Annotated in this window: 21 protein-coding genes; 7 read left to right on the forward strand and 14 right to left on the reverse strand. The window is 49.1% G+C overall.

The features are described from left to right. Positions 1-237: 237 nt before the first annotated feature. Positions 238-1,503 carry an ATP-dependent Clp protease ATP-binding subunit ClpX gene (gene clpX / locus ACTHTJ_RS07775; RefSeq protein WP_070584238.1) on the reverse strand — a complete coding sequence of 422 codons (1,266 nt, stop codon included), beginning with the start codon at positions 1,501-1,503 and terminating at the stop codon, positions 238-240. Positions 1,504-1,816: 313 nt separating this feature from the next. On the opposite strand from clpX, the gene ACTHTJ_RS07780 reads away from it, so the two are divergent. Then, on the forward strand, positions 1,817-2,725 hold the full coding sequence (locus ACTHTJ_RS07780; RefSeq protein WP_371459479.1) for a serine hydrolase: 909 nt from the start codon (positions 1,817-1,819) through the stop codon (positions 2,723-2,725). Positions 2,726-2,833: 108 nt separating this feature from the next. Beyond that, complete coding sequence (locus tag ACTHTJ_RS07785; protein ID WP_003745777.1) at positions 2,834-3,607, forward strand: M48 family metallopeptidase; 774 nt, start codon at positions 2,834-2,836, stop codon at positions 3,605-3,607. A 63-nt stretch (positions 3,608-3,670) separates the two neighbouring features. Here the strand turns inward: ACTHTJ_RS07785 and ACTHTJ_RS07790 are convergent, their stop codons facing one another. After that, complete coding sequence (locus ACTHTJ_RS07790) at positions 3,671-4,165, reverse strand: DMP19 family protein (RefSeq protein WP_049322134.1); 495 nt, start codon at positions 4,163-4,165, stop codon at positions 3,671-3,673. A gap of 112 nt (positions 4,166-4,277) precedes the next feature. On the opposite strand from ACTHTJ_RS07790, the gene ACTHTJ_RS07795 reads away from it, so the two are divergent. After that, a complete protein-coding gene (locus tag ACTHTJ_RS07795) occupies positions 4,278-4,475 on the forward strand; it encodes a zinc-finger domain-containing protein (RefSeq protein WP_003745781.1) in 198 nt (65 codons plus the stop codon). Positions 4,476-4,478: 3 nt separating this feature from the next. Then, positions 4,479-4,835, forward strand: a complete 357-nt coding sequence (locus tag ACTHTJ_RS07800) for a hypothetical protein (RefSeq protein ID WP_049322115.1) — start codon at positions 4,479-4,481, stop codon at positions 4,833-4,835. A 6-nt stretch (positions 4,836-4,841) separates the two neighbouring features. Here the strand turns inward: ACTHTJ_RS07800 and mutY are convergent, their stop codons facing one another. Then, positions 4,842-5,876, reverse strand: coding sequence for an A/G-specific adenine glycosylase (gene mutY, locus ACTHTJ_RS07805; protein ID WP_049322116.1), 1,035 nt, complete (start codon positions 5,874-5,876; stop codon positions 4,842-4,844). Between the two features lie 161 nt (positions 5,877-6,037). On the opposite strand from mutY, the gene ACTHTJ_RS07810 reads away from it, so the two are divergent. After that, positions 6,038-7,078, forward strand: a complete 1,041-nt coding sequence (locus ACTHTJ_RS07810) for a zinc-dependent alcohol dehydrogenase family protein (protein WP_003745786.1) — start codon at positions 6,038-6,040, stop codon at positions 7,076-7,078. 69 nt (positions 7,079-7,147) lie between these two features. On the opposite strand, the gene trmA is transcribed toward ACTHTJ_RS07810, so the two are convergent. The 7 genes from trmA to ACTHTJ_RS07845 form a co-directional block, all read right to left on the reverse strand. Further along, the gene (gene trmA / locus ACTHTJ_RS07815; protein ID WP_440360905.1) at positions 7,148-8,230 is read right to left on the reverse strand and encodes a tRNA (uridine(54)-C5)-methyltransferase TrmA; all 1,083 of its coding nucleotides are present in this window, start codon (positions 8,228-8,230) and stop codon (positions 7,148-7,150) included. Positions 8,231-8,347: 117 nt separating this feature from the next. Beyond that, a complete protein-coding gene (gene pta, locus ACTHTJ_RS07820) occupies positions 8,348-9,850 on the reverse strand; it encodes a phosphate acetyltransferase (RefSeq protein WP_070584248.1) in 1,503 nt (500 codons plus the stop codon). Between the two features lie 161 nt (positions 9,851-10,011). Then, positions 10,012-11,088, reverse strand: a complete 1,077-nt coding sequence (gene prfA, locus ACTHTJ_RS07825) for a peptide chain release factor 1 (protein WP_009174477.1) — start codon at positions 11,086-11,088, stop codon at positions 10,012-10,014. Positions 11,089-11,243: 155 nt separating this feature from the next. Continuing rightward, the gene (locus tag ACTHTJ_RS07830; protein ID WP_440360906.1) at positions 11,244-12,512 is read right to left on the reverse strand and encodes an Nramp family divalent metal transporter; all 1,269 of its coding nucleotides are present in this window, start codon (positions 12,510-12,512) and stop codon (positions 11,244-11,246) included. A 287-nt stretch (positions 12,513-12,799) separates the two neighbouring features. Next, positions 12,800-13,567, reverse strand: coding sequence for a TatD family hydrolase (locus ACTHTJ_RS07835; protein ID WP_107792399.1), 768 nt, complete (start codon positions 13,565-13,567; stop codon positions 12,800-12,802). 13 nt (positions 13,568-13,580) lie between these two features. After that, positions 13,581-14,564 carry an asparaginase gene (locus ACTHTJ_RS07840; RefSeq protein ID WP_070584256.1) on the reverse strand — a complete coding sequence of 328 codons (984 nt, stop codon included), beginning with the start codon at positions 14,562-14,564 and terminating at the stop codon, positions 13,581-13,583. A gap of 66 nt (positions 14,565-14,630) precedes the next feature. After that, positions 14,631-15,293 (reverse strand): DedA family protein, encoded by a 663-nt coding sequence (locus ACTHTJ_RS07845; protein WP_070584258.1) that lies wholly within the window; start codon positions 15,291-15,293, stop codon positions 14,631-14,633. A 249-nt stretch (positions 15,294-15,542) separates the two neighbouring features. Here ACTHTJ_RS07845 and ubiD point away from each other — a divergent pair, with 249 nt between their 5' ends. Beyond that, positions 15,543-17,021, forward strand: a complete 1,479-nt coding sequence (gene ubiD, locus ACTHTJ_RS07850) for a 4-hydroxy-3-polyprenylbenzoate decarboxylase (protein WP_070584260.1) — start codon at positions 15,543-15,545, stop codon at positions 17,019-17,021. Between the two features lie 267 nt (positions 17,022-17,288). Here the strand turns inward: ubiD and ACTHTJ_RS07855 are convergent, their stop codons facing one another. The 4 genes from ACTHTJ_RS07855 to nirK form a co-directional block, all read right to left on the reverse strand. Beyond that, positions 17,289-19,382: an AsmA family protein gene (locus tag ACTHTJ_RS07855; protein ID WP_070584264.1), complete on the reverse strand. Its 2,094-nt coding sequence runs from the start codon at positions 19,380-19,382 to the stop codon at positions 17,289-17,291. 175 nt (positions 19,383-19,557) lie between these two features. Then, positions 19,558-19,827 carry a 30S ribosomal protein S15 gene (gene rpsO, locus ACTHTJ_RS07860; protein WP_003679932.1) on the reverse strand — a complete coding sequence of 90 codons (270 nt, stop codon included), beginning with the start codon at positions 19,825-19,827 and terminating at the stop codon, positions 19,558-19,560. A 210-nt stretch (positions 19,828-20,037) separates the two neighbouring features. After that, positions 20,038-20,793, reverse strand: coding sequence for a formylglycine-generating enzyme family protein (locus tag ACTHTJ_RS07865; RefSeq protein ID WP_070584265.1), 756 nt, complete (start codon positions 20,791-20,793; stop codon positions 20,038-20,040). Positions 20,794-20,966: 173 nt separating this feature from the next. Next, positions 20,967-22,124, reverse strand: a complete 1,158-nt coding sequence (gene nirK, locus ACTHTJ_RS07870; protein WP_070584268.1) for a copper-containing nitrite reductase — start codon at positions 22,122-22,124, stop codon at positions 20,967-20,969. A gap of 399 nt (positions 22,125-22,523) precedes the next feature. Between nirK and ACTHTJ_RS07875 the strand changes: the two genes are divergently transcribed. Further along, on the forward strand, positions 22,524-24,779 hold the full coding sequence (locus ACTHTJ_RS07875) for a nitric-oxide reductase large subunit (protein ID WP_070584270.1): 2,256 nt from the start codon (positions 22,524-22,526) through the stop codon (positions 24,777-24,779). Positions 24,780-24,816 lie beyond the last annotated feature (37 nt).

Genomic DNA, 24,816 nt, shown 5'->3' on the forward strand with positions numbered 1-24,816 from the left:
TAATCAGGTATCCAAGGGGGATTATGGGGATATTTGAGTAGAATCAGTGGATATTTGAAACAAAAACAGCCGAAAATCTTTGTTTAGATTTCGGCTGTCGGGGGAAGGACTTTTTTGCAAAGGTCTCGGCCTTTGTTTTTTCATGTATAAGACCATTATTCAAAGATATGCTTTTGGTTTTATTAAAAAATAAAAAAAGACGTGTAACGGGTACACGTCTTTTTCAGAGAATGAGCTTTATTGCTTATATTCGCTGCCGTCTTCACGGAAAAGTTTTGGCTGATCGCCTTTTTCCACCACTTCTTTATTGATGATGACTTTTGCTACGTCTTTCAAATCTGGCAGGGTGTACATGGTGTCCAAGAGGCAACGTTCAACGATAGAGCGCAGGCCGCGCGCACCGGTTTTGCGTTCCATAGCCAGTTTGGCGATGCTGCGCAAGGCGTCTTCTTCAAACTCAAGGCCGACATCTTCCATTTCAAACAAGGTTTGATATTGTTTGACCAAGGCATTTTTCGGCTCGGTCAAAATGTTGACCAAAGCATCTTCATCCAATTCTGCCAATGTGGCAATCACGGGCAGACGGCCGATAAGCTCGGGAATCAAACCGAATTTAATCAAGTCTTCAGGCTCGACTGTTTCAAACAGGGCTGAAATATCAGCGTTTTCATCTTTGCTGTGTACTGCTGCACCAAAGCCGATACCGCCTTTTTCAGTACGTTGGCGGATAACTTTTTCCAAGCCGGCAAATGCACCGCCGCAGATAAAGAGGATGTTGGTGGTGTCAACGTTGATGAATTCTTGGTTCGGATGTTTGCGTCCGCCTTGAGGAGGGACACTGGCCACTGTACCTTCAATCAGTTTCAGCAAGGCTTGTTGCACACCTTCGCCGGATACGTCGCGCGTGATGGACGGATTGTCGCTTTTGCGTGAAATTTTATCGATTTCATCGATATAAACGATGCCGCGCTGGGCTTTTTCAACGTCAAAATCACATTTGCCCAAAAGTTTGGTGATGATTTGTTCGACGTCTTCACCGACATAACCGGCTTCGGTCAAAGTTGTGGCATCCGCCATGACAAAAGGTACATCCAGTTTGCGCGCCAAAGATTGCGCCAACAGGGTTTTACCTGAGCCGGTAGGGCCGATGAGCAGGATATTGGATTTGGACAACTCGACTTTGCCCTCCGCTTTCGGGTGGCGCAGGCGTTTGTAGTGGTTGTAAACCGATACTGCCAACGCTTTTTTTGCGTGTTCCTGACCGATAACGTGGTCGTTGAGGTTGGCAACGATTTCGGCCGGGGTAGGCAGTTTTTTCTCGGCGTTTTCTTCTTTCGCTTTGACAAGCTCGTTTTCAATTTCGCCGAACTCGTTGTCTTGCAGCATTATGCCGCAAGTTTCTACACATTCGTTGCAGATGAAGGCGTGTTCGCCTTCGATCAGGTTTTTAACGTCGTTTTCGGACTTCCCGCAGAATGAACAGGTGCGTTTTTCTTCAGACATAATAATTTCTTCGTATGGTTGTATGGAGGCTGTGTTGTAAAGGGGGAACAGATATTTCGGGCGTATTGCCGGATTGAGGGAATGCCTCTGACAAAGGAGCCTAAGTATAATGACTATCTTGTGTTTTTTCAAATCAGAGCAGGCATTGCGCCGTATCGTCTAAGAAACAGATGCGGACGTTGGATTTGAATATCTCGCAAACAAACGCAAAGTTTTCTCAACTCGCTTTACAATTGTTGAAAAATTTAACAGAATGTTGAATTAAATGTATTTTTTTGAATTGGCAGATATGAAAATCTATAAAACTTTAGGAATGGTATGGACAGGTGTGGCATTGGCCTTTGCTTCTGCGCCTGCCGTTGCCAATGATATGGATGTATTGGGACAATTTTTGGAGCAAAATTTCCCAGTGCAAAATGACCCGCTGGAAGCTTTTGCATTGAGTCATGCCGACCAAGTCGAAGCTCAAGCCGCTTTGGCAGGCCCTCTGTTGTCTTCGCAATCTGCTTTGATTTTCAATAATAAAACCGGTGAAGTGCTGTATCAGAAAAACCCTGATCGTGTCATGCCGATTGCCTCTATTTCCAAATTGATGAGCGCGATGGTGGTGTTGGATGCGCATCTTGATATGAACGAGCCTATCACGATTACCGAGGCTGAAATCGACCGTTTGAAAGGTACAGGCAGCCGTTTGAGCATCGGCACGACGCTGACACGCGGCGAACTGTTGCACCTGAGCCTGATGAGCAGTGAAAACCGTGCTACTCATGCATTGGGCCGTACGTATCCGGGCGGTATGAGCGCATTTGTTGCGGCTATGAATGCCAAAGCGCAAAGCCTGGGTATGACCAGCAGTCGTTTCTATGAGCCTACCGGTTTGAATTTCCAAAACGTTTCCACTGCACGCGATTTGAACCGCATGGTTGCGGCAGCCAGTAAGTATCCGCTGATTCGCAAAAATTCGACTTCAAATTACGGCTCGGTTTGGACGGCAAATGGTCGTCAAAACTACAAAAACTCCAATGCCTTGGTGCGTGAGGGCAGCTGGAATATCGAATTGCAGAAAACCGGCTATATTCGTGAAGCAGGACGTTCTATGGTGGTTAAGGCCAATGTACAGAATCAGCCGATTACCATTGTATTGCTCAACTCTCCGTCTTCCACAACCCGCGTGAACGATGCGCGTAAGATTGAGTCTTGGATGCTGCAGCGCCGTTCTTAAATATTACGCTTAAAGGCCGTCTGAAACCGTTCAGACGGCCTTTTGTGTAAAGGGTATTAAATTTGGGTACAATGTCGTTACATTAATTTTAAAACACAGAGAGAAAACATGTTGAAAAAATGGAATAAAAAATATTGGGCCGGCATGGGTGTGATTTTGGCGTTGACCGGCTGTACTTCTGTAGCGGATATGGTTGGCTACGATACTGCGACTTTAAATGAAGACGCGGCTAAAAGTTACTCACAAGTCATTCAAAACGCGCGTGGTCAAAAAGCTTTGGATGTTTCATCTCCAACCGCTCAACGCGTTCAACGCGTGTTTGCACGTCTGCGTCCTCATGCTGAGCGCGCCAACAAAACCGGCGTGCCTTTCAACTGGCAGATGAACGTTATCCGCAGTGATGAAATGAACGCATGGGCAATGCCGGGCGGTAAAATGGCCGTGTACACCGGTATAGTAGAAAAATTGAAGCTGACGGATGATGAAATTGCCGCCGTTGTCGGCCATGAAATGACCCATGCTCTATTGGAACACAGTAAAAAAGCTTTGGGCGGACAAGTATTGACCGGTTTGGGCGGTTCGATTTTAGCTAGCTCAACCGGTGTGGATGGTGATTTGGTCGGCTTGGGTGCAGATTTGTTGGCAACCAAACCGTTCTCACGCCATCAGGAAAGCGAAGCGGATGCCGGTGGTGTACGTTTGATGGCTGAAGCAGGCTACAACCCTGAGGCTGCGGTAAGCGTGTGGGAAAAAATGAACAAAGTACAGGGCGGTAGCTCATTGTCTATTTTGTCGACCCACCCAACCAATCAGGCGCGTATCAATGCAATCCGCAAAATGTTGCCTGAAGTAATGCCGATTTATCAGAAAAACAAACGTTAATTTGATGTACTTATAATTTTGCCGGTTTGAACAGATGATTCAAACCGGCAAAGTTTTATGGTTTCAGTCTGACAGTTTGGCAAATTTATCCCAATTTGCTTGAACGTAGGCTGCTGCGGTTTCCAAGTCTTCGTCGGCAACGTCATAATAATCGCCGTCAAGCTCTTCAAAATCGGGAAAAGCTTTACGGATTTCGTCGAAATCCCTTTGCTCATCTGCCATTTTTTCAATGGCTTCGCCGTGTTTTTCGTACAAGGTTTTGGCTTTGTCTAAGATTTTCGGTATCGGTTTGATGCGCCAGCGGCGCAGGCTGTCGGTAACCGGATTGCCGAAGATGTATTCTCCGTATCCTGAAGCGATAAGCTGTACGAAGCCGCCTTCTTGAACCTGGCTGTCGAGATAGCAAAGGGCGGTCAATGTATGCTGTTCGTCGTTAAGGCCGGACATTTCCTCATCTCCTGCCTGTTCGGTGTGGTCCAAATAGGCTGCGCTGAGTGTATAAAGAAATGAAGCGGAATCGGAAGTATCGAAATCTTGAAGGCGGAGCAGGGTAGTCATCATCATCAAAGGCCGTCTGAAAAAAGTGATTATATAATGTTTTCAGTCGAACCTAGCGGCCGTTTTGCTTTACAATATCGGAAGATAAGAAAACATAGTGAGGAACCAAACCATGAGTACACAGTCTGAAAAAAACGTTGTAGTCATCAAGCCGCAGGATTTGCCGCTGCATTGCTCCGGCCCTAATCATGAAACATGGAACGGCCATCCGCGCGTGTTCTTGCCGATTCAGTCCAATAGTGAGATTGAATGCCCATATTGCGGCACTTATTACCGTCTTGATGGCGAGATTCCGCATCACCATTACTAATCTATGCCTATGTTGAACAAAATCATCTGCGCTTTGTGCCTGAGTTTGTGTGCTGCGTGCGGCTCGTATAAGGCCGTGCGCCCTGATGCGCCGTTACCGGTCATTGCACAGGCGCAGACGTATTCTGTCCGTTATCAATCCGTACAAGGTCGGACGATTACTGCAATTTATATCAACAGCCACAGCCCGATGATGGTTGAGCTGCGTGAAGGCAATACGGTTGAGAAACTGGTGCAAGTCCGCTTGCGCAGTCAGGGTGTCGAGTACGCCAATCCAAGCTCGCGTTGGCAGATTGGCGACGGGTTTGCCGTGCTGATTCGCGGCGGAAAAGAAGTTGTATTTAAAGAGATTGTGGAATAGGGCGGTTTAGCCTTTAGCCAAATATTTGATTAAAGGTTTGGGCAAACCATAATCCGCCAAATGTTCCGATGATATCCAAAGGCCGTCTGAAAGATGTTCAGACGGCCTTTGTTTCGTCTGAAAAGGGGTAATCATCAATAAGCGGTGGGTCAGGCGGTGGGTAAACGTGGTTTGTTCTTCAAGGTCGTCTGAAACAATGCCGAAGCGTTTGGCGTAAGCATACAAATCGTCTAATTTTTCAAAACAGGGTACGCAATACAGACCGCCCCAAATGCCTTTGGCAGGGCGTTTTTCAAGCAATAATGCGCCGTCAGTGTTATGGATAATCAGCCAGTAAAGCGGTAGGGTTTGCACTTCGGGAGCAGTTTTTTTGCGGGGAAGCTCGTCAATGCGGTTTTGTTTTTTTGCTTCGCAGATGTCTGCCATAGGGCATTGATGACACAAAGGTTTTGTCCGTTTGCAGACGGTTGCGCCCAAATCCATCAAGCCTTGCGTGTAGGCAGGCATATCAGTGTTTTCAGACGGCAGCAGGCTTTCGGCAAGCGTCCAAAGCGAGTTTTCAAATTTCTTATCTTGCGGATTGCCGTCTTGAGCAAAGACACGGCAGAGAACGCGTTTGACGTTGCCGTCCAAGATGGTTTCTCGTCGGTTAAAAGCAAAGGCAGAAATGGCGGCAGCGGTACTTCTGCCTACGCCGCAGAGCGTTTCTAAGTCTTTGCGTTCGGATGGAAAGATACCGCCGAATTGTCCGATGACTTGTTGCGCGGCTTTGTGCAGGTTGCGTGCGCGGCTGTAATAGCCCAAGCCTGCCCACAAGGATAAAACCTCGTCTTGCGGCGCGGCGGCAAGCGATTGCACAGTTGGGAATTTGGCTAAGAAACGCGGATAGTAGTCCAATACGGTAGCAACCTGCGTTTGTTGGAGCATGATTTCTGAAAGCCAGACGGAATAGGGGTCTTTGACCTGCCAAGGCAAGTCGTGACGGCCATGCTGCTGCTGCCAATCGATGAGTCGTCGCGCGAAGGATGTGGGTATGTTCATTAATATTTACTTTTTAAGTATTTATTTTTAAAACAGTATGTTACAGTATAACATAAAAATAATAATCAGGATTGACTTATCTGATGTAGGGGTATATAAATATAGTTAACGTGGATTTACGCTGTATTGTTAAAGTTTATTAACTGCTCAAGGAGATTCACATGAAAGCAATGGTTTATCATGGCGCAAACGACATCCGTTTCGAAGAAAAACCCCGCCCTCAAATTATCGATCCGACCGATGCAGTCGTCAAAATCGTTAAAACCACGATTTGCGGTACTGACTTGGGTATTTGGAAGGGTAAAAACCCTGAAGTTGCCGACGGGCGTATTCTCGGTCATGAGGGCATCGGTATTGTAGAAGAAGTCGGCGATGCTGTAAAAAACATCAAAGTCGGTGATAAAGTCATTATTTCATGTGTCAGCAAATGCTGTACTTGCGACAACTGTAAAATCCAACTTTATTCACACTGCCGCAACGGCGGTTGGATCTTGGGCTATATGATCGACGGTACGCAAGCCGAATACGTCCGTACGCCTTATGCAGACAACAGCTTGGTTCCGCTGCCTGACAACGTCAACGAAGAAGTTGCCCTGCTGTTGAGCGATGCCTTGCCTACCGCCCACGAAATCGGCGTGCAATATGGCGATGTGAAACCTGGCGATACCGTATTCATCGCCGGTGCCGGCCCTGTCGGTATGTCTGCGTTGCTGACTGCGCAACTGTATAGCCCTGCCGCCATCATCGTTTGCGATATGGATGAAAACCGCTTGAAACTGGCGAAAGAATTGGGCGCGACCCATACCATCAACCCTGCTTCCGGTGATGTGAGCAAGCAAGTTACCGCTATCGTCGGCGAAGACGGCGTAGATTGCGCCATCGAAGCGGTCGGTATCCCTGCAACTTGGAATATGTGCCAAGACATTGTGAAACCCGGCGGTCATATCGCTGTGGTTGGTGTACATGGCCAATCTGTTGATTTCAAACTGGAAAAACTGTGGATTAAAAACCTTGCCATCACTACCGGCCTGGTTAACGCCAATACCACCGAAATGCTGATGAAAGCCATTTCCAGCAGCTCAGTGGATTACACCAAAATGATGACCCACCATTTCAAATTCAGCGAATTGGAAAAAGCTTACGATGTATTCAAACACGCTGCTGAAAACCAAGCCATGAAAGTGGTTTTGGAAGCGGATTGATTTGAAAATCGCTTAATATGCCCTTAATTAAAGGCCGTCTGAACATTCAGACGGCCTTTTTGTATGGTTTTATTTTTTCTTCAACCAAACGCCGCTTTCAATATGGTGGGTAAATGGGAATTGGTCGAATAAAGCAGCGCGTTCGATGGTATGGGTTTGACAGAGTGTGTCGAGATTGGCGCGCAGAGTCTCAGGATTGCATGAAATATAGAGGACATTGTCGAATCGGGCAACCAATTTGAGCGTCTCATCATCAACACCGGCGCGTGGAGGATCGACAAAAATAGTTGAAAAATCATAGTTTTTCAAGTCGATGCCTTGTTCTTGCAGGCGGCGGAATTCACGGTTTTGCGTGTAGGCCTCGGTAAATTCTTCCGCAGATAGGCGGGCAATTTTAAGATTGGTAATTTGGTTGGCTTCAATATTCCATTGGGCGGCATTGACGGAAGTTTTGGAAACTTCGGTTGCCAGTACCTGATTGAAATGTTGCGAAAGCGGCAGGGTGAAATTGCCGTTGCCGCAGTACAGCTCAAGCATGTCTTTGCCTAAGTTTTGCGCGGCATCACACGCCCAAGTCAGCATTTTTTGGCACACTTGGGCATTGGGTTGGGTAAAGCTGCCTTCAATTTGACGATAGCGGAAGGTTTTGCCGTTGACTTCCAACGCTTCGGTCACAAAATCTTGGCTCAATACGATTTTTTGTCCGCGGCTGCGGCCGATGATGTGGATGCCCAAATTGTGCGCCAGCTCTTGTGCGGCTTGTTGCCATGCGTCGTTCAGCTTCTTGTGGTAAATCATGGTAACCAGCATTTCGCCGCTTAAAGTAGATAAAAATTCGACGGCGTACCAGCGGTTTTTCAGCTCGGGATGATTGGATGCAGCTTCAATCAGTTTCGGCATCAAGGCATTGATGGATTCGGATGCGGCAGGAAATTGGTCGCAACGGATCAGGCTTGCCCCGCTTGCCTTTTGTCCGCGCTCAAACATGGCGTAAAACATTTCGCCGCCCTCATGCCAGATACGGAACTCGGCGCGCATTCTGTAATGCTGCTCCGGAGATTCAAAGACTTCGATTTCAGGGAAATCCAGTCCTTGGAAAAGTTGCTGAAGATATTGCTTTTTGTCGGCTAGTTGTTGCTGGTAGGCAGTCATTGGGGCAGTCTTTCGAAAAATAATGGCGAATTATAATATAGTTGGTGCAAAGATACGAAAGGCCGTCTGAAACATCGGTTTCAGACGGCCTTTGATTTCAAAGCATCAACTTGTCAATCAGCCTTGCATTTGTTTGGCTTGAACGGCAGTCAGGGCGATGGTGAAGACGATGTCTTCAATCAATGCGCCGCGGGACAAGTCGTTAACCGGTTTGCGCAAACCTTGCAACAACGGGCCTACGCTCAGGACGTTGGCGCTGCGTTGTACGGCTTTGTAAGTACAGTTGCCGGTGTTGAGGTCTGGGAAAACCAAAACGGTTGCTTGACCGGCAACAGCACTGCCCGGAGCTTTGGATTGGCCGATAGATGGAACGGTAGCCGCATCGTATTGCAACGGACCTTCGATGGCCAAATCAGGGCGTTTTTCATTAGCCAGTTTGGTTGCTTCGATCACTGCATCGACATCAGGGCCGCTGCCTGAGTTGATGGTAGAGTAGGAAATCATGGCCACTTTTGGATCGATACCGAAGGCTTTGGCGCTGTCGGCAGATTGGATGGCGATGTCGGCCAGTTGTTCAGGCGTTGGGTTCGGGTTAACCGCGCAGTCGCCGAACGCCAAAACTTGGTTGGGCAGCAACATGAAGAATACGCTGGATACGAGGCTTGCACCTGGAGCGGTTTTAATCAGTTGCAGTGCAGGGCGGATGGTGTTGGCAGTAGTGTGGACTGCGCCGGAAACCAAACCGTCCACGTCGTTTTGAGCCATCATCATGGTACCCAGTACGACGGTATCTTGCAGCTGTTTGCGTGCATCTTCAGGAGTCAGGCCTTTGGATTTGCGCAATTCGCACATCGGCTCGACGTATTGCTCAACCAAAGAGGCAGGATCGATGATTTCCAAAGAATCAGGCAGGGAGATGCCGCGTTCTTTTGCTACGGCCTCAACTTCTTCACGGGTCGCCAACAGTACGCAACGAGCAATGCCTTTTTCGTGACAGATGGCGGCAGCGGCGACGGTGCGCGGTTCTGCACCTTCAGGCAGAACGATGCGCATATCGGCTTTGCGTGCGAAATCGATCAGGTTGTAACGGAATTGGGCTGGAGACAGGCGTTTGGCTTCGCGTTTGGCCAAAGCGGATACGTCTTGCAGTTTGTCGCTGGAGCCGAAGAAAGTCAGACCGGTTTGCTCGGCAACTTGTGCGCCTAAAGCAGCGGCTGCACCGTCAATGATAAAGCCTTCCAATAAGCCTGGGGAGTTGGTGTAGAGCTGTTTGGCGAGGTTTAATTGTTGGGTGACGGCGGCTGCGTCGGTGTTGTCGGATTTCAGCGCCAATACAACGCCTGCATCCAAAGACAGCGCCAATTCGACGTTTTTGCCTGCCAAGAACAATTTGTCCGCATCAGGAGTGATGCCTTCGATAACGAGGTTATCTGCATTCAATGCTGTAACTTTACCGACAAGTGCGTCAAACCAGTCGTCGCTCTTGCCTTGAGCCAACAGGGCTTCTGTAGTGGAGTCAACGGCTTGGAAAACTTGCGCATTCAATGCCGCTGCAAATGCTTTTGCCGCTGCATCGGCGCTCAGGCCGGTAGATACCGGTGCGATCAGGATTTTTGCCATTTTGTGTCCTCTCTTTCGTTAATTGTAGAAGGGTGTTGCTGTGGCGCAGCTGGTGCTGCATTTTAATACTTCAGGATTGAAGTTTCTTTAATGTATTCACGGTCATATTGACATATGTCATCAGGCCGTCTGAAAAGTATAAACGCAATGGACCAAATCCATCAATCCCCCATTGCCGCCAAAAGCTCGGCTTGATGCTCGGCAATCAGGGCATTGGTGATTTCTTCTAAATCGCCGTCCATCACAAAATCCAGTTTGTGCAGGGTAAGGTTGATGCGGTGATCAGTCACGCGGCCTTGTGGGTAGTTGTAGGTGCGGATGCGCTCGCTGCGGTCGCCGCTGCCGATTAGGGATTTGCGTTCGGCGGCTTCTTTGGCTTGGGCTTCGCGTTTTTGCGCGTCATTTAAGCGGGCGGCGAGGACTTTCATCGCCTGCGCTTTATTGGCATGCTGGCTGCGGCCGTCTTGGCATTCGACTACCATGCCTGTCGGCAAGTGGGTAATGCGGACGGCGGAGTCGGTTTTGTTGATGTGCTGACCGCCCGCGCCGGATGCGCGGAAGGTGTCGATGCGCAGGTCGGCGGGGTTCAGCTCGATGTCTTCGAGTTCGTCCGCTTCGGGCATGACGGCGACGGTACAGGCGGAAGTATGGATACGGCCTTGGCTTTCGGTGGCGGGAACGCGCTGTACGCGGTGGCCGCCTGATTCGAATTTCAGACGACTGTACGCGCCCAAACCGACAATACGGGCAATGACTTCTTTATAACCGCCCAACTCGCTTTCGTTGGCGGAGACGATTTCAACCTGCCAGCGGTTGCGCTCGGCGTAGCGGCTGTACATGCGCAGCAAATCGCCTGCAAACAGCGCGGCTTCGTCGCCGCCCGTTCCGGCGCGTACTTCGATGAAGATGTTTTTGTCGTCGTCGGCATCTTTGGGCAGCAGTAGTTTTTGCAGTTCGGTATCGAGCGTGTCGATTTTGGCTTTCGCTGCTTCGATTTCTTCGGCGGCAAAGTCTTTCATTTCGGGGTCGGACAGCATTTCTTCGGCATCCGCCAAGTCGCTTTGCGCCAGCTGATAGTTTTGGAACACTTCGACCACGGGCGTCAATTCGGCGTGTTCGCGCGTGAGCTTGCGGTAGTTGTCCATGTCGGACGTGGCTTCGGGCTGACCGAGCAGGTGCGTGACTTCTTCCAGTCGGTCGCTGAGTTGTTGTAGTTTTTCTAAGATAGACGGCTTCATAAATTTTCCAAAATACGGATGCCGTCGAGTGGTCTGCAACGGCGAAATAAGGAGTCATTATAATGTGTTTGAATGAAAATTCAAAAAGATATGATTGATTGGAAAGGCCGTCTGAAACCTGTTTTTAAGTTTCAGACGGCCTTTTTTATATGGGCTTATTTAGGCGCAGCCAAGATGCCTGTTTGGTTCAGTAGGAACAAAACGGTAAAGCCGGTCAGGTAAATCAAGCCGAGGATGGCGAGGAAGTTCATGCCCATGGTCAGTTTGTGGCGTTTGTCGCCTTTGACGAGGCGGTAGTTCAGCCAAGCGAACACAGGGGCTGAAACGAAGGCGGTGATCATGGCGAATTTGAGCAGCTCGGCCATCGCGCTGTTGAACCAAAAAATCACGGCCAAGCCCGAACCTGCAACCCAGACGTTCCAGGCAAACAATTCGACATTGCCGGTTTTGTCTTTGCCGCGCAGCAGGCGTACCGGTTCGGCAATCGCGCGTGCGTAGCCGTCCACTACGGTAATGGTGGTGCCGTACATGCAGGCAAAGGCGATAAATGCCACCAGCGGACGCGACCAGTCGCCGATGGTCACGGCGTACATATTAATCAGCTGGCCGACATATTTGCCACCGGCCATTTGTACAGCTTCGCCGTTGCCGTATTGGACATATGCACCCAAGGCCAAGAAGACGACCGCCAACACTGCGCTGGTGATGTAGCCGACGTTGAAGTCGAAAATACCGTCGCGGTAGCTGGAAGGGTTGATGCGTTGTTTTTCGGTTACCCACAAAGAGTTGATGGCGGAAATTTCAATCGGCGCAGGCATCCAGCCCATCAGTGCGATTAAGAAGCCCAAGCCGGCCAGCGTCCATGGGGTGGGCTCGATAAAGTCGGGTTTCATCTGCATACCGCGGGACATGGCCACGGCTGCTGCGGCGACGGTGGCAATGGTCAGGCTGACGATGATGATTTTGGAAACGTTATCCAATGCTTTATAGCGGCCGCTTGCCAAAATCAGCAGGCAGGAAACCATAATCATGACGGACACCATACCGGCATCGAAAGTCAGTGATGGGATTGCCATTTTGACGATGGCGGCGGTAACGATGGCGACTGCACCGGCATTAATCGTTGCCGATGCAATACATAAAATCAAAAATACCCACAAATAAACGCGGCTTTTTTCGGCATAGCCCTCAATCAGGCTTTTGCCCGTGTCCAGCGTGTAATGTGCGCTGAAGCGGAAAAACGGGTATTTGAACAGGTTGGTCAGAATAATGATCAGCGCAAGCTGCCAGCCGTAAAGTGCACCTGCCTGCGTGGAGGCAATCAGGTGCGATCCGCCGACCGCTGCCGAAGCCATCATGATGCCCGGGCCGAGAGCATTGATTTTGCTCTTCCAGGTGGAAGCGTGTGTATGTTGTTCAGCCATAATTAGTTTCCGCCTTTTTCAGACGGCCTTATTATCAAAAAAAGGCATATTTTAACGTAAATAAAAAGTTTGCCCAATAATATGCGTAATACTTTTTATCAATCAAAGGGAAAATACGGTGTTAAAAAGCCGAGATGACGGAGTGAACGATATTTTGTGCCAAAAACATTTTTTCAGACGGCCTTGTATCGCTTTTTATTCATGAATATGGGGTAGGGAGGGCAGAGTGTGTCGGTTTGGAAACGAAATGGCTGGGCAAGGCTTTTTGATGCCTTGAGGTCGGCATATTAAGGGGAAGTATGGAGCAGGGAATCCACGTTTTGCTCGGTGATTTCAGCCAGTTGTACCAGTGGTACGTCGCGCAATTCGGCGGCAATTTCGGCGATACGGCGGATGTTGGCTGGTGTATTGGTTTCATGGCCGAGCATAAAAGGGCTGTCGGTTTCGAGAACAAAATCCGTGTCGTCTAAGGCTTGTAAGGCGGCACGGACTTTTTTTGCATTGGGATTGAGCAGCAGCGAGCCTATGCCGATTTTGAAGCCGAGTTTCACCAAAATCCGTGCTTCTTCTACGCTGCCGGAGAAGGCGTGAACGATACCGCCTCGTGTGAAACCGGCGGTTTTAACGGCGGCGACAATGGCGGCGGTGGCTTTCAGATTATGGATGATGACGCGGCGATTGAGATTTTGGGCGAGGATGAGTTGGCGGATAAAGACATCGGTCTGCGTGTCGCGTTGCGCTTGGGTTTGCTCTTTGCCATAAAAATCCAAGCCGATTTCGCCAACCCATGCTTGCGGATGCTGGATTAATTCGGACTCTAACTCTTGGAATGCCACTTCGTTGAGGCCGTCTGAAAACCACGGATGAATACCCAAAGCGATATGGATATTTTCAGACGGCCTCTCCAACTGCGCAACTGCCTGCCAATCATTGGGAGATGTAGCCGGTACGATAAAACGAGCCACGCCTACGGCTTGCGCTTCGGTAAGCACGGCAGGCAGCGTATCGGCAAGTTTGGGATCGGCAAGATGGCAGTGGGTGTCGGTGAAAGTCATATTTAATGGTGGTTTACAGCAGATTTAATTGTCGCAATTCTTGTTGCACCTTATCTGCATTCCAGTCATGAGATACGGCGAGGGTCATCAGCGCAGTGGCGGTTTCGAGATTGCATTTGCCGCCGTTGATGATACCTGCCTGACGCAAAGCATCGCCTTGGGCATAGACGGCAGCGGCGCAACCTTGCGGCACTTGGCTGATGTTGAGCAGCAACTTGCCTTGTTGCGTAAAGGCTTGGACGGCTCGGACAAACGCATCGTTGCTCGGCGCATTGCCGTGGCCGTAGCTTTGCAGAATCAGGGCTTGGGCGGAAAGGTGGGGCAGGCCGTCTGAAAGTTCTTGCGTGGCATAACCGGGAATCAGCGTGCGGACGGAAACTTTGGCTTCAGGATTTGGAAGACGCGGTTTGAGGCCGTCTGAATGTTCAGCCGGGGCGGTACGGATATTGTGCCAACCTTTGTTTTCCTCCCATTCGGCGAGCGTGCCAAAATGCAGGTTGTCAAAACCTGCGGCGGTCTCGGTGCTGACCTTGCTGCTGCCGACGGATGGGAAGAGCTTGCCGTCAAAGGCAATCACCACTTGTTTGAGTTTGAGCGAGAAAGCGGAAACGGCGGTGGCAAGGTTGCGCGACGCATCGCTGTTGGCGGCATCGTAAGGCCATTGCGAGCCGGTCAGGATAACGGGTTTGTCCAAGCCTTGCAGTGAAAGGGCGAAGAGGTTGGCAGTGTATGCCATGGTATCTGTGCCGTGCAGCACCAAAATGCCGTCATAGTCAGGCAGTTTGGTGATAATAAGCTTCAACCAGTCGCGTTGGTTTTGCAGCGTTACTGCGGAAGAATCGATGAGCGGCTGGCAAACGTGCCATTCGAAATCAAGGGCTTCCGAAAAGGGGGCAAGGGCTTTATCGACGAGAGCGGTGTCGGGACGCAGGCCGGCGCTGCTTTGGGTCATGCCGATGGTGCCGCCGGTGTAGAGGACGAAGATTTTTTGTTTCATGGTGTTTCTGATGAATGATTGAGGCCGTCTGAAAGCGGGGAAGTGTTTCAGACGGCCTGGAATGGTTTATTGATTGGTTTGTTTTTTGGCTTTTGCAGCACGTTTTTCGTGTAATTTTTCACGGAAGAAGGTATGGCGGCGGTGTTTTCTCCACCAAATCCAGCCGATAATGACGGCGCCGATGCCCAGTACCGCAAAGATACCGGATTGCAGGCTGTGCATTTTTTTCATCAGCCAGTCGGTATTGCGTGCGCCGTATTCACCCAGATAAATCCAAACCGGAACGGAAATCAGCGCGGCCAAGCCGTCCATTAGGATAAAGCGCAGGTAGGAAACCTTGCGGCTGATGCCGGCGGTCACGAAAACGGCGGTACGCAGGCCGGGCAGGAAACGGGCGACGAATAAAACCCAGTTGCCGTATTTGTCGAATTTTTCCTGTACTTGGGCATAGCGTTTGGGCGTCATCACGCGTGCAATCGGCTTGAATTTAAGGATTTTTTGCCCCCAAATCCGGCCGGCCGCAAACATAAAGCCGTCGCCCGCTAATACGCCGAGCATACCGACAAGAAACATAATATGCGAATTGGTATAACCCAGGCCGGAAATCACGCCGCCGGTTACCAGTGTCAAATCTTCAGGAATCGGCACGCCGAAGCCGCAAATAACCAAAACGAAAAACACGGCCGCATAGCCGTATTCAACGAAAAAAGATTCTAAAAATGCAAACATGGCCGCTGTCCCACGATAGATATTGATTGATGACTGGATTAATTTGGAATTTTACCAAAGATAAGGCCGTCTGAAAGCAATCACAAGCAGATATTGTTTAAATTTGACGGTAGTTTGCAAAAAATCTCGAAATTCGGACGTAGAAAGTTGGGATTTGAACAGATTTGGCAGGTACAATAGCCGCTGGTTTATCTTTCAAACCCGAAATGGCAGTCTGTTTTCAGACGGCCTGTTCAGGAAAATGAAATCATGAAATACAGAGATTTGCGAGAATTTATCGCCGGATTGGAAGCTGATGGCAAACTCAAGCGCATTCAGCATCCGGTGTCGCCGCATTTGGAAATGACCGAAATCGCCGACCGCGTGCTGCGCGCCGAAGGGCCGGCATTGTTGTTTGAAAACCCGATTAAGCCCGACGGTACACGCTACGATTATCCCGTCTTGGCGAATCTGTTCGGCACGCCCGAACGCGTGGCGCTGGGCATGGGCGCGGACAGCGTGTCCAAACTGCGCGAAATCGGGCAGACGCTGGCGTATTTGAAAGAACCCGAACCGCCCAAAGGCATTAAAGACGCGTTTTCCAAACTGCCGCTGCTGAAAGACATTTGGAGCATGGCGCCGAACGTGGTGAAAAACGCGCCGTGTCAGGAAATCGTGTGGGAAGGGGGAGACGTTGATTTGTATAAACTTCCGATTCAGCATTGCTGGCCGGAAGACGTTGCGCCGCTGGTAACGTGGGGCTTGACCGTAACGCGAGGTCCACACAAAAAACGCCAAAACTTAGGCATTTACCGCCAGCAATTAATCGGCAGAAACAAGCTGATTATGCGTTGGCTGTCGCATCGCGGCGGCGCGCTGGATTATCAGGAATTCCGCAAACTCAATCCCGATACGCCGTATCCCGTCGCCGTCGTACTTGGCTGCGACCCCGCCACCATTTTGGGCGCGGTAACGCCCGTTCCCGATACTTTGAGCGAATACCAATTTGCCGGACTGCTGCGCGGTTCGCGGACGGAGCTGGTGAAATGTATCGGCAATGATTTGCAAGTGCCTGCCCGCGCCGAAATCGTATTGGAAGGAGTGATTCATCCGAATGAAACCGCGTTGGAAGGCCCATACGGCGACCACACGGGCTATTACAACGAGCAGGATCATTTCCCCGTGTTTACGGTCGAACGCATCACCATGCGCGAAAACCCGATTTACCATTCCACCTACACGGGAAAACCGCCCGATGAGCCTGCCGTTTTGGGCGTGGCGTTGAATGAAGTGTTCGTGCCGCTTTTGCAAAAGCAGTTCCCCGAAATCACCGATTTCTATCTGCCGCCCGAAGGCTGTTCCTACCGCATGGCGGTGGTCAGCATGAAAAAACAGTACGCCGGACACGCTAAGCGCGTGATGATGGGCTGCTGGTCGTTCCTGCGCCAGTTTATGTACACCAAATTCATCATCGTGGTGGATGACGATGTGAACGTGCGCGACTGGAAAGAAGTCATCTGGGCGGTCACCACGCGCATGGATCCCGTACGCGACACCGTTTTGATGGAAAACACGCCCATCGACTATCTGGACTTCGCCAGCCCTGTCAGCGGACTCGGCGGCAAAATGGGTTTGGATGCGACCAACAAGTGGCCGGGTGAAACCAACCGCGAATGGGGTCGTGTGATCAAAAAAGACCCTGCCGTTACGGCCAAAATCGATGAGATTTGGGAGGGTTTAGGCTTATAGATGTCATTTCTATTGGAATTTATACTTCAAATCGTGATGGAAATGATTGGGGCGATGTTTGAGGGTACGGTAAAAATATTGAGGCTCGATTGGAGAAAAAGAAAACTCTCCAAAAAAGGCTTGATAATATTGACCGTATGGTCTGCCGTCATTGTTGCACTGATTGTGTATATGGTCATTTCTAAGTAAACATCTTATTCTGACAATGTATCTGTTAAAAGGCCGTCTGAAACTTTTTGGGTTTCAGACGGCCTTTGATTTGAAAACCTAGCGCGGTTTGAGCCACTTCCATTGTTCTTGTATGGTTTCTTGCAGGACTTTTTGTTTTTCTGCCGGTGTGTTCATGCCATTGGTCAAGCGGCTGTAATCAAGGGTAATGGAAGGGTTTTGTACGGTTCCGCCGATTTTGAGGGGGATCGGTTTGTTTTTGGGTTGCAGTACGTTGCTGATAAGCAGGTTTTCGGACAGCTTTTGGGTATTCAAATCGGTATAGCCGCTGCTGACAACGTGCAGGCTGTCGGAAAACAGTTCGGTGTTGATATGATGGCTGATGCCTTTCTCAATTTCGCTATTGAGGATGAAATGATGGAAAGGGGTTTTAAGGTTGCTGTTGTCGATTTTTTCCGAAGAGATGCCGTTTTTCAAAATGCTGTCCATATCGATGCCGTGCCATGCGCCGTTGGTAATATCGAGGAGCAGGCTGCCGTTTAGGGCTTGTATCATTTGGGCGCGGTCGTTGCCGGTGGTTTTAATGTCGATAACGGCATCGCCGCTGCCGCTAAAGCTGTGGAAACCGAACAGGTCTTGCAACAGCGGCTGAATTTGTATGCCTTTCGCGTTTTGCTGAAGGTGGTAGGAAGCAGGTTGGGTCGCCGCAATACTCAGGCCGCCCTCGGTTTTGCCGCCATAAAGCCCGGCTTTGAAACGGTGCAGGGCAATATGTTCTTTATCGGCGGTAAGCAGGGATTCGACGTTTTCTAATTGCAGGCCGGCAGTTTGAATGCTGCCGATTTGGAGGTTAGCCTCAATGTCGGGCAACCAGGATTTGGCCAGCAGGGAAGGAAGATTCAGTGATGGCTGGGTTTTCAGATCTTCCAAGTAAGGAGTCAGATTGAGTTTTTGTAAGGCGATACCGGCGTCAAGGTGCGGACGCGGTTGGGCATCGCGTTGGTATTTAAAGGCCACGGCAAGGGCTTGTCTGTCAAATGCGCCTTTCAGACGGCCTTCCCATGCATTGAGGCTGAAATTGGCCTGTCCTTCAAGGGTGCTGATGAATCGGGGGCGGGGAAGGCGGTTGATGGTGTCTTGCAGGGTGCTGAGGTGCAGTTTGGGCGCATCGATGCCTTTGCCTTTTTGCCAAACCAACGGGCTGGAAAAGGTAAAGTTGGTTTGGAGGCGGTCGTTTTTATGGCTGCCTTTGAGTTCAAGATTAGCGGCGGTTAAAACGGTTGGATAGAGGTTGGTTTTGTCCAGTTTGAATGAACCGTCCCATTGGTTGTTTTCACTGCCGGCAGTCAATGCGCCGTTGAGTGTGTTGAGGTGCAAATAGCCGTTTTTGAATTGCAAGAGGGGAGAACGTGCGTTGATATGCAAGTTTTGGTAGCCGCTTTCGGCTTGCAGATTGAAGTCGCGGAAAAGGGCGGTTTGATTTTGCCAATTAAGGCTGCCTGCGATTTGGGCATCAAGCTTGTTTTTGAGTAATACGGTTTGCAGGTTTAATTTGAGGGTGGGAACGCTCCAGCCGGCATCATCTTGTACAAGATGGCCGACGCCTTGCCAACTGATAGGGCTACCTATGTTTTGCAGTGTGCCGCTAATATCGAATGGACGGCCGTCTGAATCGGCTCTGCGCAGGGAAAATTGCAGATCGTTTAAGGCAACATCTTGCTCTTTATTGTAATAGCGGATGCTGCCGCTATTGATGATGACGCGGTTGAGCTGGAAGCTTTCTTTTGATGTATGGTTTTGTTGCAGGCAGGCAGGCAGGTGGTTTTTGGGACCCAGCGTCAGCGACGGATTGGAAAGAATCCATTTTTCAAGAACGGGGGCGTCTGACCATAGGCTGCTCCAGCCAAAGCCCATTTTGGATTCGGCAATGTTCAGCGTCGGCGTGTCAGGTTCGGCAGATGAAAGGCTGAGGTCTTTTAAAATAAGCGTAGGGCGAGGCAGCCATTTTCTGCTGATATTGGCATTGTATTTGACTTGGCAGTCATGGGCGGAAAAGTTTTTCTGTATGAATGCGTCGATGTTTTCTGTATTGAATATGCGGAACATTAAGGCACTCAATACCGCCGCGAGGCATAAAAGCACGGCAATGCTGAAAACCAGGGTTTTCAGCCAAAATTTTCCTGAGTGCAACATGGAATGAACAGACAATTCAGATTCTCGCTTTGATGGGAGCTTTAAGGAGTGATTGGAAGTTTAAGCCTTGCTGCTTAAGCGTGTGGAAGTATAACACAGAGTGGGCATGTGTTTCAGACGGCTCGGTATGTTAATAAAAAACACCGCCCGAAGGCGGTGTTGATTTAAGCATAAATTATTTACGCAGACCCAGGCGGGTAATCAGTGTACGGTAAGTATCAGGCTGAGTACGACGCAGGTAAGACAACAGGCGACGACGTTGGCTAACCATTTTCAACAGACCGCGACGGCTGTGGTGGTCTTTAGGGTTGGCTTTGAAGTGAGGAGTCAGGTCGTTGATGCGGAAGGTCAACAGAGCGACTTGTACTTCAGAAGAGCCGGTATCGCCTTCTTTACGTTGGAAATCTTTAACAATTTGTGCTTTTTGTTCTACGGTCAATGCCATGATGGATAACTCCGAAAATAAAAGAACCTTTTCAGGTTCGGACAAGTTTGCCAAGCCGAACGACCTAAGCAAACTCCTAAGTGCCTTTTTATAAAGACGGGCGGATTATGCCACAATTTGTCTTGGTATGCCACATCTTTTCAGACGGCCAAAAAAAGCGGCGATACCTTTCAGTACCGCCAAAGCTGCTTTGGTGATAAAAACTAAACTTTATTTGCTTGCGCAACGGAAGCCCAAGTTATTTAAAACATATTTGGACTGCAGGCTGGTGCGGATGCCGTAGCGTAAGAAAGCCGCATAGTTGGATGGATCGCTTGAGCCTACGGATGCGCCGCTACAGAACATTTGTGTGTTGGATGAGCCGGCAGAGAGTTGGCTGCTGTTGAAATCTTCAGTCCATTCCCAAATCAGGCCGTGCATATCATATACGCCCCAATAGTTGGGTTTGTTTTTACCGATATCGTGCAGGCCGTTTCGGCCGCCGTCTGCATACCAATCTAAGATAGTGCGGTTATAGCCAGGCTCGGCAGAGCCGTCTTTTTGACTGGCAGAAGCCAAGCCTGCAAACTCCCATTCGTCAATAGTCGGCAGACGTTTGCCTTTGGAAACGCAGTAGGCATTTGCGGCGAACCATGAAACATTGGTTACAGGGTGTTTGAGTTCGCTGGCTTTAGGCGCAAAACTGTTGCTGCCGTTTTTTACCCAATGTTTCAGGTAAGCTTTTTCAGCGTGTTTGGAGCCAATATTGCCTTTTTGCCATTGCGGATGTGTTTTCACAAATTCGGCAAATTCAGCATTGGTTACCGGATATTTGTCAAGCTGGAAAGGTTTGACTTTAATAAGGGAAGTTTCTTTTTTGAGATAGAGAGGACGGTAGCTGCCTCCTTCGATTTTTACCATTTCGGCAGCAAATGTATTGCCGCAGATTAAGGCACTGCCTAAGAGGAGGAGTCGTATGAGTTTCATGGTACGCCCTTATTATCGATTGAAACAGAAAATTTATTTTTCAGATAGCCTAATCATAACAAGGCCGTCTGAAAAATCAATCTGTCTGATTGAATAGGAAGATTAATCGTGATGGAAGCCACTGCGGCTCTAAAGAGTAGGGCAGCAGTGGCTTGGCGTATTAAACCGAGAGATTATTTAGCGGCTTCAGAAGCACCAGACGCAGCTGCTGGAGCAGAAGCGGCAGCACCGGCAGGTTGGTAAACGGTGTCGCTCAGTTTTTTGGTCATGATTTCAGGGTTTTCATCACCCTCAACTTTCAATTGACCCAAAGCACCTTTGTTGAACGCACGGAAGATAGAGTGGTCAACCAAAGTGTAGCTGCCTGGAATGTCGACTTTGAATTCAACGATAGCGGCACCACCGGCAGGAACAATTGTGCTTTGTACGTTTTCGTTAATCAGTTTACCACCTTCAACATATACTTTGTCGAAGATTTCGCCGATAACGTGGAAAGAAGATACCAAGTTAGGACCACCGTTACCAACGTACATACGAACAGTTTCACCAGCTTTAGCTTTCAGAGCGTTGTCGCCGGCGATAGAGCCTACGTGACCGTTGAATACAACGTATTCAGGTTGTTCAGCAATCGCTTTATCCATATCGAAAGGTTGCAGGCCTTGAGCACCTTTTTTACCTTTAGTATAGAAGTCACCTTGTACGATGTAGAACTCTTTGTCCACTTTAGGCAGACCTTCTTTAGGTTCAACCAAGATCAAACCGTACATACCGTTGGCGATGTGCATACCTACAGGAGCAACGGCACAGTGGTAGATGTACAAACCAGCTTGCAGTGCTTTGAAGCTGAAGGTAGAAGTGTGGCCTGGGGCAGTAAAGGTAGCTTCTGCACCACCGCCTTGACCGGTAGCAGCGTGGAAGTCAACGTTATGAGGAACGGTAGAAGAAGGATTGTTAGAGAATTCTACTTCTACGGTATCGCCTTCGCGTACACGGATCATTTGGCCCGGAACGTCGCCGTTGAATGTCCAGTAATGGTATTCAACACCGTCTTCCATGGTCATGGTTTTTTCGATGGTTTCCATTTTAACGCGTACTTTAGCCGGATGATCGCGATCAGTTGGAGGTGGAACTTCCGGAGCGTGAGTTACGATAGCATCGATTACAGGCAGTTCTGAAGAAGGAGTCTCTGCAGCAGCTTGTGAGTTGGAAGCGGCAGGAGCTTCAGCAGAAGCGGTAGCAGCTGGAGTTTCAGCAGGTTTAGCAGCTTGCTCGCCGCATGCGGCCAGTGCAAATACAGAAGCGATAAGTGCGGCTAAGGTTTGGCGTTTCATGTTTAAAGTTTCCTTATAGTAAGAAAAGTTAAGAATCCTGATAGGATGGTTTGAAGTTTTGTATGATTATGTAGGCGCTTGTTTGGTCATATTTTGATGTAAATCAAATTGTTCAGGGAATATGAATCTTTTAATCCCTAAATACTCCTTTAGAAGTATAAAAAAATACATCGAAAAGTTTAATTTTGTGTGAAAATGTTAGCGAGAACTTAACACAAAATACGATAAAGGAGGGTCTGTATAGGCAAATGGGAATCAATATCATATAAGTTAATGGTTTTAAAGGAATATTATTGACAAAATATTTCTTTACTTATTAAACCGTGATACAATCTTTAACATTCATATTTGATGAATTAATACCCAACCACTTTTTACCAAAATCAAGGAGTACTTAAAATGGGACAGTACAAGAAGCTTTGGTACTTGCTGTTTGCCGTGCTGGCAGTATGCTTTACCATTCTTGGTTATATGGGTAGCGAAGTCTATAAAAAGGCTCCGCCATACCCTGAACAAGTCGTTTCTGCATCCGGCAAAGTCCTGATGACCAAAGACGATATTTTGGCAGGTCAATCTGCATGGCAAACTACCGGCGGTATGGAAGTCGGTTCTGTATTGGGTCACGGTGCATACCAAGCTCCGGACTGGACTGCCGACTGGCTGCACCGCGAGCTGGTTGCATGGTTGGATCTGACTGCGCAAGAAACTTACGGCAAAAAATTTGACGAAGTTTCTCCTGAAGAACAAGCTGTTCTGAAAACCCGTTTGGCTGACGAATACCGCAACCAAAGCCGTGTTAAGGAAGATGGTTCTGTCGTTGTCAGCGAAACCCGCGTGAAAGCGATCGAAAGCATCCTGCCTTACTACCACGGTGTGTACAGCGACGATCCTAAGTTCCAAACCACTCGCGAACACTTTGCAATGAAAAACAACACATTGCCAAGCCCAGAAGCGCGTGAAAAACTGTTCAACTTCTTCTTCTGGACTTCTTGGTCTGCCTCGACCAACCGTCCTGACGAAACTTTTACCTACACAAACAACTGGCCGCACGAGCCTTTGATCAACAACGTACCGACTACTGAAAACTATATGTGGTCTTTCACCAGCGTGGTATTGTTGCTGATGGGTATCGGCTTGCTGATGTGGGGTTACTCTTTCTTGACCAAACATGAAGAGGTTGAAGTACCTACTGAAGATCCTATCTCTAAAGTACAACTGACTCCTTCTCAAAAAGCGTTGGGCAAATATGTATTCCTGACTGTTGCGCTGTTTGTCGTACAAGTACTGTTGGGTGGTTTGACCGCTCACTATACTGTCGAAGGTCAAGGCTTCTACGGTATCGATACCGCCTTGGGCTTTGAAATGGCCGACTGGTTCCCATATGCGCTGACCCGTACTTGGCACATCCAATCCGCTATTTTCTGGATTGCAACCGGCTTCCTGACAGCAGGTCTGTTCTTAGCTCCGATTGTGAACGGCGGTAAAGATCCTAAATTCCAACGTGCCGGTGTGAACTTCCTGTACATCGCCCTGTTCATCGTAGTTGGCGGTTCTTACGCAGGTAACTTCTTTGCTTTGACTCACATCATTCCGCCTGAGCTGAACTTCTGGTTCGGTCACCAAGGTTACGAATACTTGGATTTGGGTCGCTTCTGGCAACTTCTGCTGATGGTCGGCTTGCTGTTGTGGCTGTTCCTGATGCTGCGTTGCACCATTTCTGCCTTTAAAGAAAAAGGTACAGACAAAAACCTGTTGGCTATCTTCGTAGCTTCTATGGTCGGTGTGGGTGTGTTCTATGCTCCTGGTCTGTTCTACGGTGAAAAATCTCCAATCGCTGTGATGGAATACTGGCGTTGGTGGGTGGTTCACTTGTGGGTAGAAGGTTTCTTCGAAGTGTTCGCTACTGCCGCTTTCGCATTCATCTTCTATAACATGGGCTTTGTCCGCCGTAGTACTGCCACTGCTTCTACTTTGGCTGCTGCTGCCATCTTTATGTTGGGCGGTATTCCAGGTACATTGCACCACTTGTACTTCTCCGGCTCTACCTCTGCCTCTATGGCAATCGGTGCATGTTTCTCCGCTTTGGAAGTTGTACCTTTGATTCTGCTGGGTCGTGAAGCTTACGAACACTGGTCTTACCAACACCTGTCTGACTGGGCGAAACGTCTGCGTTGGCCTCTGATGTGCTTCGTAGCAGTTGCCTTCTGGAACATGATCGGTGCTGGCGTATTCGGCTTCCTGATTAACCCGCCGATTTCCCTGTTCTACATCCAAGGTCTGAACACTACTGCAGTTCACGCTCACGCGGCTCTGTTCGGTGTGTATGGTTTCTTGGCTCTGGGCTTCGTATTGCTGGTTGCACGCTACCTGAAACCTAATGTTCAATTTGACGACAAACTGATGACTTGGGGCTTCTGGCTGCTGAACGGCGGTCTGGTCGGTATGATTGCCATCAGCCTGTTGCCGGTCGGCGTGATTCAAGCTTACGCTTCTATCACTCATGGTCTGTGGTATGCACGTAGCGAAGAATTCTTGCAAATGGAAATCTTGGATACCCTGCGTTGGGTTCGTACCGCTGCTGACTTGATCTTTATCGGTGGTGCTGTCTGCGTTGCTATCCAAGCTACCAAAATCGTATTCAGCCGCGATAAATAATCTTAAGCTGAATTAAATCGAAGGCCGTCTGAAAAGT

Origin of the sequence: Neisseria sp. P0018.S001, from assembly GCF_051957355.1 — a bacterium.
GTDB lineage: Bacteria > Pseudomonadota > Gammaproteobacteria > Burkholderiales > Neisseriaceae > Neisseria > Neisseria subflava_A.